Here is a 12,280-nt window from a genome sequence, read left to right as displayed (position 1 = left end):
GCCACTCGACCAGGCTCGCCGATGCCGTGGTCGACACGCCGCAACCGGTCGGCGTGTCGACCGAAACGGGGCAAAGGTTCGCAGGTGCGGCACTACGTCGACTACGGGACCGACATCCTCGCCGTCGCCGACGGCACCGTGGTCTCGATCCTCGACGGGATGGAGGCGAATGCCCCGGGTGTCCTGCCCGCGAGCAATCCGGAACTGGCGGCGAAATTGACCGTCGAGAACGTCGACGGCAACCACGTCGTGCTCGACCTGGGCAACGGCGTGTACGCCATGTACGCCCACATGATCTCCGGGTCGGTCACGGTGAAGCCCGGCGACAAGGTCACCGAGGGCCAGGTGCTCGGCAAGCTCGGCAACACCGGCAACGCGAACGCATCCCACCTGCATTTCCAGTTGATGGACGGTCCGAGCCTGCTCGAGGCGGATTCGCTGCCGTACGAGATCAAGGGCTTCGACTACGACGGGCAGGTCGCGCCACAGCAGATCGCCGATGCGGACGACTACCTGAGCGGCACGTTCCTGCAGGGCAAGCTGCCGGAACCGGAGTCGCGGACCGACGAGTTGCCGCTGAACCTGGCGATCGTGGACTTCCCCGAAGCCGGGTGATATCGCCCTGCCTTCAGGGCACCCTCGATCGTCGGATCCGCCTGTGCGAAAGGCGTCCCGCACATGGACGGTGATGTCGCCGGTCTCCTGTTCCATCGGGTGAGCCCGATTCCCTGAGAATATGACCGTTCTCCTGCTACAGTCCGGCCACCCCGTGAGGAGAATTGCGTTCTCACAGTGCGGCCGGAGGTGCTCACCGACGGCCGGCACGACCGTTGAACACCCCCACCCGCCCAGCCGGGGCGGCGCCGGCATGGAGGAACCAGTGACGAAACTGCGAGTTGTCCAATGGACCACGGGAAAGGTCGGCAAGCTCAGTTTGCGCGGAATCCTCGACGACCCCCGGCTGGAATTGGTCGGGGTCTACGCCTACTCGCCCGAGAAGAACGGGGTGGACGCCGGCTCCCTGTGCGGTCGCCCCGACACCGGAGTCGTCGCCACGACCGATGTGGACGCGCTGATCGCCCTGGATCCCGACGTGGTGATCTACACGCCGTTCATGGCCGACCTCGATCACGCCGTGCGATTGCTGGAGAGCGGCCTCAACGTGATCAGCACCAATCTGTTTCTCAATGTCGGTGGGATCCAAGGAGAAACGGAGAAACAGCTGGCCGCCGCCTGCGAGCGCGGAAACAGCTCGCTCTACATCTCCGGTGTCAACCCCGGCTGGATCAACACGATGGTGACGGCGATGACCGCGGTGTGCCGAGACGTGGAAAGGGTGTCGATCTTCGAGTCGGCCGACGTATCGGTCTACGAATCGGCCGAGACCTGGCAGGCACTCGGCTTCTCGCTGCCCGAAGCGACGCCCGAGGCCGTGGAAATGTCGAAGCTGTGGCTGAGCACCTTCCGCGACTCGGTCCGTCGCATGGCCACCGCTCTGGGCTACCGACTGGACGACATGGAGTTCTTCATCGAACACGCCACGGCGTCGACAGATGTCGATCTCGGTTGGCTGCGCATCGACAAGGACACCATCGCAGCGATACGCGCCGGCTGGAACGGCACGATCGGAGGCAGGACGGTCGTCCAATCCAACGTCGCGTGGTATCTCACCAAAGAGCTCAACACGGACTGGCAGTTCGACGACAACCACTATCACGTCATCATCAAGGGTGAGCCCGAAGTGCAGACCCGCATCCGGTTCGTCCCTCCCGACACGTGGGGCAACCACGAATGGGACACGATGACGGCGATGCCCGCAGTCAACGCGGCCTTCGACGTGGTGGCCGCCCCGGCAGGGATCTCGACCCTCAAGGACATCGGTCTGGTCTGCGCACCTGCAGGAATCTGGCTGGACCACTCTGCGGAGTCCACACCGATGTGACACGGGAACAACCGGTTGCCTGACCCACCGCGGAGGGGAATCACGCTGACCCCCTCGGCGCGCCCCACCCCGTGCGCGTTTTCGGTAGTCACCGCTACCGAAAACACGCACGGGTCACAGGGTTCGGCGCAGGAACTCCACGACGTCGCGGGCCGCGGTGTGCGCCGCGGGCGCGACGCCGGGCAAGGCGACGAAACCGTGGATCGTGTCGGGATAGTGGTGGTGCTCGGTCTCCACACCGGCCGCCCGCAGTACGTCGGCGTAGCGGAAACCGTGGTCGCGTAGCGGATCGTGCCCGGCGGTGAGAATCAATGCAGGCGGCAGTGATTCGTGCGAGGCGGCGCGGATCGGGGATGCCCGCCAATCCTCGGTGCCGTAGCCGTCGCCGAGGTAGAGCCGCCCGAACGTCCGCATCTGCTTCGACGTGAGCAGCGGCGCGTCCGCGTGGGCATCCTCGGACGGCCACCGCTCGTACATCTCCACCGCCGGATACACGAGCACCTGGGCGCGCAACGCGGGGCCGTCGGTGTCGCGGGCGTGCAGGGCCGCGACCGCGGCCAGGTTCCCGCCCGCGCTGTCGCCCATGACCGCGATCCGGGCCGGATCCCCGCCCAGTTCGGCCGCGTTCGCCCGCACCCACTGCAATGCCGTCCACGCGTCGTCGACCGCCGCCGGATACGGGTGTTCGGGGGCGAGGCGGTAGGTCGGGCACACGACGATCGCCCCGGCCTGCGCGGCGACCCGGCCCGCCATCCAGCGGGACTGCTCCGGCGATCCGATGCACCAGCCGCCGCCGTGGTAGTTCACCACGATCGGGCGCGGTCCGGTGCCGGCCGGGGTGTGGATGCGCAACCGGATTCCGTCGTCGATGTGCCGATCCGCCACGACCACCCCCGCCGCGTCCGTCCCGACGACGAGCCGTCCCGGTGCGGAGGCGATCAGCCGGGCCCGGCGTGCCCGCAACGCGACCATCTCCGGACCGTCGGACGGCTCGCGGGCCAGGACCCGCAGGACGGCACCGAACAGCCGGGTGCGGGCGGGCAGCGGCAAGACGGGGATCTGCTCCATCCCGCGAATATAGAACGTGCGAAAGTGCCCCTCGCCCGATTCGGGCGAGGGGCACCTGTCCACGTGCTTACCGGACGACGAGTTCGCCGTCCTCCACCGCGACCGTCACAGCGCTGCCTTCGACGAGTTCGTCGTCGAGCAGCAGGTCGGCGATGCGGTCGTCGACCTCGCGCTGGATGGCGCGGCGCAACGGCCGGGCCCCGAACTCGGGCTGGTGGCCGCGCTCGGCGATCCAGTCGACCGCGTCGGCCGCGATCTCGAGCTCGATTCCCTTGGCCTGCAATCGTGCCCGCGACTTGTCGAGCAGCAGATCCGTGATGCGGTGCAGCTGGTCGGTGTCGAGCTTGCGGAACAGCACGATCTCGTCGATGCGGTTGAGGAATTCCGGTCGCATCGATTCGCGCAGCCGACCCATCACCCGGTCCCGCAGCGGCTTCTCGGCGGCTTCGGCGTCACCGGTGGTGAAGCCGAGCGCCCCGCCGCGGCTGGAGATGATGTCCGAGCCCAGGTTGCTGGTCATGATCACCACGGTGTTGGTGAAGTCGACCGTGCGACCCTGGCCGTCGGTGAGCCGGCCGTCGTCGAGCACCTGCAGCAGCGTGTTGAACACGTCCGGGTGTGCCTTCTCGATCTCGTCGAGCAGGACCACCGAGTACGGGTTGCGCCGCACCTGCTCGGTGAGCTGACCGGCCTCGCCGTAGCCGACGTACCCGGGCGGGGCACCGACGAGGCGGCTGACGGTGTGCCGTTCGCCGAACTCGCTCATGTCGATGCGCAGCATCTTGTTCTCCTCGCCGAACAGCACCTCGGCCAGTGCCTTGGCCAGTTCGGTCTTGCCGACGCCGGTCGGCCCGAGGAACAGGAAGCTGCCGACGGGCCGGTGCGGATCCGACATGCCGGCGCGGCTGCGTCGCACGGCCCGCGCGACCGCGCGCACCGCTTCGTCCTGCCCGACGACGCGCTTGTGCAGTTCGTCCTCGAGATTACGCAACCGGTCCTTCTCGGCCTGCGTCATGCGGGTCGCCGGGATTCCGGTTGCCCGCGAGACGATCTCGGCGATCACCTCGGAGTTCACCTCGGGCGCCTCGGCCGTCGGGTCCGCCTGACCGAGACGTGCCTGCACGGAAGCGATCTCGTCGCGCAGACGCGACGCCTGCTCGTACTGCTCCGCCTTGACGGCCTCGTCCTTCTCGGCCTCGAGCGCCGCGAGGCGGTCCCGCAGCTCGACGGTGTCGACGCGCGGCGTGCGCAGCCGCAGCCGGGCACCGGCCTGGTCGATCAGGTCGATCGCCTTGTCCGGCAGGTGCCGGTCCGGCAGGTACCGGACGGACAGGTCCACCGCGGCGTCGAGCGCGTCGTCGGTGTAGACGACGCCGTGGAACTCGGCGTACCGGTCACGCAGGCCGCGCAGGATCGCGACGGCATCCGCGTGGGTGGGTTCACCGACGGTGACGGGCTGGAACCGTCGTTCGAGAGCAGGGTCCTTCTCGATGTGCTTGCGGTACTCGTCGAGGGTCGTGGCGCCGACGACGTGCAGCTCGCCGCGCGCGAGCTTCGGCTTGAGGATGTTGCCCGCGTCCATGGCGCCTTCGCTGCCGCCGCCGCCCGCACCGACGACGGTGTGGATCTCGTCGATGAACACGATCAGCTCACCGGACTGCGCGGTGATCTCGTCGAGCACGTTCGTCAGGCGTTCCTCGAAGTCGCCGCGGTAGCGGGTCCCGGCGACCATCGCGGTCAGGTCGAGCTGGACGATGCGCTTGTCGCGCAGGCTGTCCGGCACGTCCCCGTCGACGATGCGCTGGGCGAGTCCTTCGACGATCGCGGTCTTGCCGACACCGGCCTCACCGACGAGCACCGGGTTGTTCTTGGTGCGCCGGGACAGGATCTCGACGGTCTGCTCGATCTCGTCGGCCCGGCCGATGACCGGGTCGATCTGCCCGTCCCGCGCACGGGCGGTCAGGTCGACGCCGAACTTGTCGAGGGTCGGGGTGGTGGACTCGGCCTGCGGCGGCGCGGTGGCCGGTTGCAGGGCGGCCTGCAGCGACTGCGGGGTCACCCCCAGCGACGCGAGCAGCCGGCCCGGGCCGCGGGTGCGGTCGGCGGCGAGCGCGAAGAACACGTGCTCGGGATCGATGTAGGTCGAGCCGAGCGCGCGTGCGAGTTGGTGCGCCTCGAGCAGCGCGGTCCGGACGGTGCCGCTGAGCACCGGCGCGGTCGCACCGTCTCCGGCGCCCGGCGCCGGGAGGCGTTCGTCGACGGCGGCGACGACCGCGGTGGGATCGGCTCCGGCGCGGGTCATGAGCGTCCGGGCCGGGTCCTGCTCCGCCATGACGCGGAGAATGTGCAGCGCATCGAGGTCCGCGTCGCCGCGTTCGGTGGCGAAGCGTGCCGCAGCTGCCATGAGGTCCTGCGTGCCGCGGCCGAGGAAGCGGGAGATGTCGATGCGGCCAGGGCCACCAGGCCCGAAGAATGACGGCATTCCGAAGCCTTTCTTCCGAGACTTGAGTCTTACGAACTCAACTAACGTGCCGGATCCCCGATCAATTCCCGGAGATGCGTGAGCTGCATCACCCGGATGGTTGCGCCCATTTATATTGTGCACAACATAACCGTGCACTACATTCATGGTCGTGTCCGACGCATTCGCTCTCGACCAGCAGGTCTGCTTCGCCCTCTACACCGCCTCGCGGGCCACCACCGCCGTCTACCGGCCGCACCTCGACCGGCTCGGCATCACCTATCCGCAGTACCTGGTGATGCTGGCGCTGTGGGAACGCGACGGTCGCGGGGTCCAGGACCTGTGCGATGCGCTCGATCTCGATACGGGGACACTCTCGCCGCTCCTCAAGCGGCTCGAAGCCGCCGGGCTGATCGAACGACGCCGGCAGAGCACCGACGAACGCCGCGTCGTCGTGCACCTGACCGACGCCGGCACCGAGATGCGCTCGGCCGCGCAGGACATCCCGGAATGCATCGCCCGGGCATCGGGGCTCGACATCGCCGAACTGGTCGCCCTGCGCGACACGCTCCACCGAATGACCGCGGCGCTCCACACCGCAACATCGACAACGACAGGGAGCACGACATGAACGTCCTCTACACCGCCGAAGCCCTCTCCACCGGCGCCGGCCGCAACGGCAACGTCCGCACCGCCGACGGCCGCCTCGACCTGCAGCTCGCCATGCCGACCGAAATGGGCGGCTCCGGCGACGGCACCAATCCCGAGCAGCTCTTCGCCGCCGGTTACGCCGCGTGCTTCCACTCGGCGCTGCAGCTCATCGCGCGGCAGGAGAAGGCAGACATCACCGACTCGGCCGTGGGAGCGCGCGTGGCCATCGGCCCGAACGACGACGGCGGCTTCGAGCTGACCGTCACGCTCGAGGTCACCCTCCCGAACGTGCCGCGCGAGCAGGCACTCGCGCTGACCGAGAAGGCGCACCAGGTGTGCCCGTACTCCAACGCGACCCGCGGCAACATCGAGGTCGCTCTCGAGGTCGCGGAGGACTGACCTCCCCGCGGTGTGCCTTTGTGGCGGCCCTGACCGCCACAAAGGCACACCGGGCCGAAGGCCCTACTGTGGTGAGTGTGTGCAAGCAGGACGAATCCCGGCTCGCGAGATTCACGGCGACCCTCGGTTTCGCCCTCGACGACTTCCAGCTCCGCGCATGCCGCGCGCTCGACGAGGGTCGGGACGTGCTGGTGTGCGCACCCACCGGGTCGGGCAAGACCGTGGTCGGCGAGTTCGCCGCGACCCTCGCGCTCGCCGGTGAGGGCAAGTGCTTCTACACCACCCCGATCAAGGCGCTGAGCAACCAGAAGTACAGCGATCTCGCCGCCCGGTTCGGGGACGACCACGTCGGGCTGCTCACCGGCGACCTCTCGCTGCGTTCGCACGCCCCGGTGGTCGTGATGACGACCGAGGTGCTGCGCAGCATGCTGCACGGCGGTTCCCCGCTGCTCGCCGGGCTGACCCACGTCGTGATGGACGAGGTGCACTATCTCGCCGACCGCGACCGCGGCGCCGTGTGGGAGGAAACGATCCTCACCCTCCCCCCTGCCGTACGCCTGGTGAGCCTGTCGGCGACGGTAAGCAATGCCGAGGAATTCGGCGAATGGATCGGCCGGGTGCGCGGGCCGACGACCGTCGTCGTCGAGGAGCACCGGCCGGTGCCGCTGTGGCAGCACGTCCTCGCCGGCGGCCGGCTGTTCGACCTGTTCTCCCCCGTCACCGGCACCGTCGACGAACAGCTCGTCCGGTACATCGCGCACCGCCAGCTCGTCGAGGCGGCGCCCGCGGTTCCCGGCCGCGCACGTCGCCGCCGACGCACCGCGACTCCCGGCCCGGCGGGCGCCGACCGTCCCGAACTGGTGGCGCGGCTCGAGGCCGAGGATCTGCTGCCCGCGATCTGGTTCCGGTTCAGCCGATCCGGCTGCGACGCCGCCGTCGACGAATGCCTGCGCTCGTCGCTGCGGTTGACCGATTCCGGGGATGTCGACCGGATCCGTTCCGTCGTCGAAAAGCACACGGCGACAGTGTCTCCCGCGGACCTCGATGCACTGGGTTTCGCCGAGTGGCTGGACGGGCTCGAACGCGGCTTCGCGGCCCACCACGCGGGGATGGTGCCGGTGTTCCGGCACGCCGTGGAGGAATTGTTCGGCCTCGGGCTGGTCCGCGTCGTCTTCGCCACCGAGACCCTCGCGGTCGGCGTGAACATGCCGGCACGCACCGTCGTTCTCGAACGCCTCGTCAAACCCACCGCGGACGGCCCCGAGCGGCTCACCCCCGGCGAGTACACCCAGCTCACCGGCCGCGCCGGTCGCCGCGGCATCGACACGGAGGGGCACGCGGTGGTGCTGTGGACCCCCGAGGTGCAACCGGCGACCGTCGCCGGTCTCGCGTCCACCCGCACCTATCCGCTGACCAGTTCGCTGCGCGTCGGCTACAACACGGCCGTGAACCTGGTGGACCGGCTCGGCGCGCCCGCCGCCCGCGACCTCCTGCGTCGTTCCTTCGCCCAGTACCAGGCCGAGAAGTCCGTCGCTGCCCTCACCGCCGCGGCCCGCACCAACACCGCGCGGCTGCGCGACATGGACTCGGAACTCGCTGCTGCGGAAGACTTTCCGGAGTACCTCGCGTTGCGCGACCGTCTCGTCTCCGCGCGCGGCACGGCCCCGTCGGAGACGGTGACGGCGCTGGCGCGGGCGGTGCGCTCACATCCGGTGCACCGCCGCGGCGACCGCGACCGCCTGCTCGCACTCGCGGACCGGCGGCACACTCTGGACGACGACACCGACACGATGCGCACCCGCATCGCGACCGTCACCGACCGCCTCACCGACACGTTCGACGGGGTACTGGCCCTGCTCGACGAACGCGGCCACGTCCTACTCGATCCGCACGGCGGCCACGCGTATGTCACCGACGACGGGCGACGGCTGGCCCGGATCTATTGCGCGAACGATCTTCTCGTCGCCGAATGCCTCCGCAACGGCGTGTGGGCGGGTCTCGGCGCGGCCGAGCTGGCAGCGGTCGCGTCGAGCGTGCTCGGCGAATCGCGCAGCCGTGTCCCGGCACGGGCGGGTCGTGCGACCGCTGCGGTGGACGCCGCGCTGCGCGCGACCGGGCGGGTGTGGACGGACCTGGCCACCGCCGAGCAGCGGCTCGGGCTCCCGCCCTCGCCCGAACCGGACCCGGTCGCGGTCGTCGCGATCCACCGGCTCGCGCGCGGCGACGGGCTGGCCGCGGCCTTGCGCGCCGTCGACAGCGACATCTCGGCCGGCGACCTGCTGCGCCGCTACCTGCGCACGCTGGATCTGGTGGGCCAGACGGGGTTGTGCGAACGCGATGCGCTGCCGGTGCCGGGGGCGTGCGCGCCCGGGACCTCGACCTCGGATTTCAGGTGAGCGAGCACAACCTTTCGGACAGCTCCCACAATTGCCGCGCGACGGTCTCGTCGTGCGAGCGGGCGTTCGACCGCACCCGATGCGGGTGACCGCGCATCTCGAAAAACTTGTCGGGTCCGTAGAATCCGCCGGGAACGACGTCCGGTGAGGTCGCCGCGTACAGCAACGGCAGCGCACCCTTCTCCGCGGACTGCCCGATGATCGGATCGCTGATATTCATCATCCAATCCTGGATCGACTCGGTGCGCGATTGCAGATTCGTCCGGGCATATCCGGGATGCGCGGCCAGCGACAGCACCGTCGAGTCCTGCGCGGTCAGCCGGCGCTGCAACTCGTATGCGAACAGCAGGTTCGCCAGCTTCGACTGTCCGTAGGCGAGCCAGCGATCGTAGCGGCGGCGCTCCCAGTTCAGGTCGTCGAGACCGATGCGCCCGATCCTGTGCATCGCACTCGAGACGGTGACGACCCGATCGGTGATGCGGTCGAGCAGCAGGTTGGTCAGCGCGAAGTGCCCGAGGTGGTTGGTGCCGATCTGCATCTCGAAACCGTCGGCGGTCCGGCGCAACGGCACCGCCATGACCCCCGCATTGTTGACGAGGACGTCGACCTTCTCGATACCGGCGGCGAATTCGCGGACCGAGGCCAGATCCGCGAGATCGAGGCGCTTCACCTGCGCGCGGGGACCGATCGACGCGGCGACGTCCTCCCCCTTTGCCACGTCGCGGCACGCGAGGACGACGTCCGCGCCGGCCTTCGCGAGGGCACGGGCGGTCTGCTCCCCCAATCCGCTGTTGGCGCCGGTGACGACGACGGTGCGCCCCTGCTGATCCGGAATGTCCCTTGTGGTCCAAGCGGTCATGGCCGCCACCCTACGCCGGACCGCACCGCCCACGACACGTGTCCGAAACATCACGGGGATACCGTCACGGTCGTTGCCGTGCCGAAAGGAATACGTGTGCCGAAAGGAGTTCGCGTGCCGCCACGTCACCGCTCGGCCCTGCTCGCCCAGTTCGACGTCGACCGGCCCGGCCGCCCACAGCAGGCGATCCTCGACGAGCTCCGCCGCGTGATCCTGTCGGGCGCGGCCCCGCCCGGCACGGCGATTCCGGTCGGTGAGATCGCGGAGCTGTTCGGGGTGAGCCGGATACCGATTCGCGAAGCACTCAAGACGCTGATCGGTGAGGGACTCGTCGACCACCGGCAGAACGGTGGCTACACCGTCGCCCGGCTGACCGCGGCCGAGTTCCGCGAGATGTACCTGGTGCGGGAAACACTCGAGACGGCGTCGCTCACCGCCGCGGTCGTGCACGCGACCGAGGCCGACCATGCGCTGGCACGCGCCAGCCACGAGCGGCTCGAACAGGCCGTCGCCGAGGACGATCCGGTCGCCTACCATCGGGAGAGCCGGGTGTTCCACATGGCGCTGACCGCGCCGTCGCGCATGCACCGGCTGCTGCACATGCTCGAATCGGCTTGGAACATCACCGAACCCGTTCAGCCGATGGTCCACGTGACGGCGGCCCATCGCGCCGTCCTCCACGCCGATCACGGCCGCATGCTCGACTGCTTCCTCGCGCGCGACGTTCCGGGGCTGCTCGCCGCCGCCGAGACGCACAATCGCAGGCTCGATTCGACGATCGAGACCCTCCCGGTCGACACGGGTCTGCTGACCCGGGAAGATATACATTTCGAGTAATACGGCGGCAACACGACGTCGATAGCGTTTCCGGCATCGGACGTCATCGCCGTTGCTGGCGTTCCGGGCACACACCGTTTCTACGGGACCACACCGATCCGCTCGGCGAACAGCCCGATCGGTGCAGTATCCCGTCGATGCCAGGAGCACCCATGACCGAAGTGATCTCACCCCCCGTCACCGCCGCCACCGCGTCGTCCGCGCCACCCTACGATCCGCGGTTGACCAACGACGATCTGGCTCCGCTGAAGGATCAGCGGTGGGGCTCGTACAACATCTTCGCGTTCTGGATGTCCGACGTGCACAGTGTCGGCGGATATGTCACGGCCGGAAGTCTTTTCGCGCTCGGCCTGGCGAGCTGGCAGGTGCTGGTCTCGCTGCTGGCCGGAATCACGATCGTCTACTTCTTCTGCAATCTGGTCGCCAAACCCAGCCAGGTGACGGGTGTGCCCTATCCCGTGATCTGCCGCAGCGTGTTCGGCGTGCTCGGCGCGAACATCCCGGCGATCATCCGAGGGTTGATCGCGGTGGCCTGGTACGGCATCCAGACGTTCCTCGCCTCGGCGGCACTGGACGTGGTGCTCGTCAAGCTGTTTCCGTCGTTGGCGCCGTACGCCGTCGTGGAGAACTACGGCTTCGCCGGCCTGTCCGCGCTCGGCTGGGTCAGCTTCCTGACGCTGTGGGTCCTGCAGGCGTGCGTGTTCTGGCGCGGCATGGAATCGATCCGCAGGTTCATCGACTTCTGCGGTCCCGCCGTGTACGTGGTGATGTTCCTGCTGTGCGGCTACCTGATCTCGAAGGCCGGCTGGAGCGCGATCGACCTGAACCTGGGCTCCGTCACCCACACCGGCTGGTCCTCGATTCCGGTCATGCTCGGCGCCATCGCACTGGTGGTCTCGTACTTCTCCGGCCCGATGCTCAACTTCGGTGACTTCTCCCGGTACGGCAAGTCCTTCGCCGCCGTCAAGCGCGGTAACTTCCTCGGGCTGCCCGTCAACTTCCTGGTGTTCTCGCTCCTCGTGGTTGTCACCGCGTCGCTGACGCTCCCGGTGTACGGCGAGCTGATCACCGACCCGGTCGAGACGGTCGCGCGCATCGACTCGACGTTCGCGATCGTCCTGGGCGCGCTCACCTTCGCGATCGCCACCGTGGGCATCAACATCGTCGCGAACTTCATCTCGCCCGCGTTCGACTTCTCGAACGTGAGCCCGCAGAAGATCAGCTGGCGTGCCGGCGGCATGATCGCCGCGGTCGGCTCGGTGCTGATCACCCCGTGGAACCTGTACAACAACCCGGACGTCATCCACTACACGCTCGAGACGCTCGGCGCGTTCATCGGCCCGCTGTTCGGCATCCTCATCGCCGACTACTACCTGGTCCGCAAGCAGAAGGTGATCGTCGACGACCTGTTCACCATGTCCGAGAAGGGCGCCTACTGGTACCGCAAGGGTTACAACCCGGCCGCGGTGGTCGCGACCGTCGTCGGCGCCGTCGTCGCGATGATCCCGGTGCTGTTCAACAACGCCCCCGGCATGCACACGGCCGCGCAGTACAGCTGGTTCATCGGCTGCGGACTCGGGTTCGTCACCTACCACCTGCTCGCGACCCGCACCCGGCTCGCGGTGCAGATCCCCGAATCATCATCCGTCACACAGGAAGTCGCCTGA

10 protein-coding genes are annotated in these 12,280 nt (G+C 68.6%); 7 read left to right on the top strand and 3 right to left on the bottom strand.

The genetic code is table 11. The features are described 5' to 3' along the window. Nucleotides 1–615: M23 family metallopeptidase (locus ACWDTS_RS16015; RefSeq protein ID WP_450118580.1), on the top strand; the 615-nt coding region annotated here is incomplete at its 5' end. A gap of 265 nt (nucleotides 616–880) precedes the next feature. Beyond that, entirely contained in the window at nucleotides 881–1,942 is a 1,062-nt protein-coding gene (locus ACWDTS_RS16010) for an NAD(P)H-dependent amine dehydrogenase family protein (RefSeq protein WP_374068481.1), read from the top strand. A 114-nt stretch (nucleotides 1,943–2,056) separates the two neighbouring features. Here ACWDTS_RS16010 and ACWDTS_RS16005 read toward each other — a convergent pair whose 3' ends face one another. After that, on the bottom strand, nucleotides 2,057–3,010 hold the full coding sequence (locus ACWDTS_RS16005; protein WP_450118579.1) for an alpha/beta hydrolase: 954 nt from the start codon (nucleotides 3,008–3,010) through the stop codon (nucleotides 2,057–2,059). A 67-nt stretch (nucleotides 3,011–3,077) separates the two neighbouring features. Next, nucleotides 3,078–5,492 (bottom strand): ATP-dependent Clp protease ATP-binding subunit, encoded by a 2,415-nt coding sequence (locus ACWDTS_RS16000; RefSeq protein WP_450118578.1) that lies wholly within the window; start codon nucleotides 5,490–5,492, stop codon nucleotides 3,078–3,080. Between the two features lie 151 nt (nucleotides 5,493–5,643). On the opposite strand from ACWDTS_RS16000, the gene ACWDTS_RS15995 reads away from it, so the two are divergent. The 3 genes from ACWDTS_RS15995 to ACWDTS_RS15985 all read left to right on the top strand — a co-directional run bounded on the left by ACWDTS_RS15995 (nucleotide 5,644) and on the right by ACWDTS_RS15985 (nucleotide 8,917). After that, nucleotides 5,644–6,102, top strand: a complete 459-nt coding sequence (locus ACWDTS_RS15995) for a MarR family winged helix-turn-helix transcriptional regulator (protein ID WP_307845964.1) — start codon at nucleotides 5,644–5,646, stop codon at nucleotides 6,100–6,102. Then, nucleotides 6,099–6,521, top strand: coding sequence for an organic hydroperoxide resistance protein (locus ACWDTS_RS15990; RefSeq protein WP_197250070.1), 423 nt, complete (start codon nucleotides 6,099–6,101; stop codon nucleotides 6,519–6,521). The genes ACWDTS_RS15995 and ACWDTS_RS15990 overlap by 4 nt, the downstream gene beginning before the upstream one ends. A gap of 77 nt (nucleotides 6,522–6,598) precedes the next feature. Continuing rightward, entirely contained in the window at nucleotides 6,599–8,917 is a 2,319-nt protein-coding gene (locus ACWDTS_RS15985; protein ID WP_450118577.1) for a DEAD/DEAH box helicase, read from the top strand. On the opposite strand, the gene ACWDTS_RS15980 is transcribed toward ACWDTS_RS15985, so the two are convergent. After that, nucleotides 8,910–9,776, bottom strand: a complete 867-nt coding sequence (locus ACWDTS_RS15980) for an oxidoreductase (RefSeq protein ID WP_450118576.1) — start codon at nucleotides 9,774–9,776, stop codon at nucleotides 8,910–8,912. The two genes, ACWDTS_RS15985 and ACWDTS_RS15980, sit on opposite strands and share 8 nt — an antisense overlap. Nucleotides 9,777–9,890: 114 nt before the next feature. Between ACWDTS_RS15980 and ACWDTS_RS15975 the strand changes: the two genes are divergently transcribed. Next, nucleotides 9,891–10,613 (top strand): GntR family transcriptional regulator, encoded by a 723-nt coding sequence (locus ACWDTS_RS15975; protein ID WP_197250073.1) that lies wholly within the window; start codon nucleotides 9,891–9,893, stop codon nucleotides 10,611–10,613. Between the two features lie 152 nt (nucleotides 10,614–10,765). Further along, nucleotides 10,766–12,280: an NCS1 family nucleobase:cation symporter-1 gene (locus ACWDTS_RS15970; protein WP_450118575.1), complete on the top strand. Its 1,515-nt coding sequence runs from the start codon at nucleotides 10,766–10,768 to the stop codon at nucleotides 12,278–12,280.

The sequence above is a fragment of the Rhodococcus sp. NPDC003383 genome, from assembly GCF_053589115.1.
Note: the sequence above shows the minus strand (reverse complement) of the source record. Positions and strands in the feature narration are given on the sequence as shown.

Coding starts and splice junctions, on each gene's coding strand:
- ACWDTS_RS15980 (WP_450118576.1), bottom strand. CDS start 9,776: ATGACCGCTTGGACCACAAGGGACATTCCGGATCAGCAGGGGCGCACC.
- ACWDTS_RS15970 (WP_450118575.1), top strand. CDS start 10,766: ATGACCGAAGTGATCTCACCCCCCGTCACCGCCGCCACCGCGTCGTCC.
- ACWDTS_RS16000 (WP_450118578.1), bottom strand. CDS start 5,492: ATGCCGTCATTCTTCGGGCCTGGTGGCCCTGGCCGCATCGACATCTCC.
- ACWDTS_RS16005 (WP_450118579.1), bottom strand. CDS start 3,010: ATGGAGCAGATCCCCGTCTTGCCGCTGCCCGCCCGCACCCGGCTGTTC.
- ACWDTS_RS15990 (WP_197250070.1), top strand. CDS start 6,099: ATGAACGTCCTCTACACCGCCGAAGCCCTCTCCACCGGCGCCGGCCGC.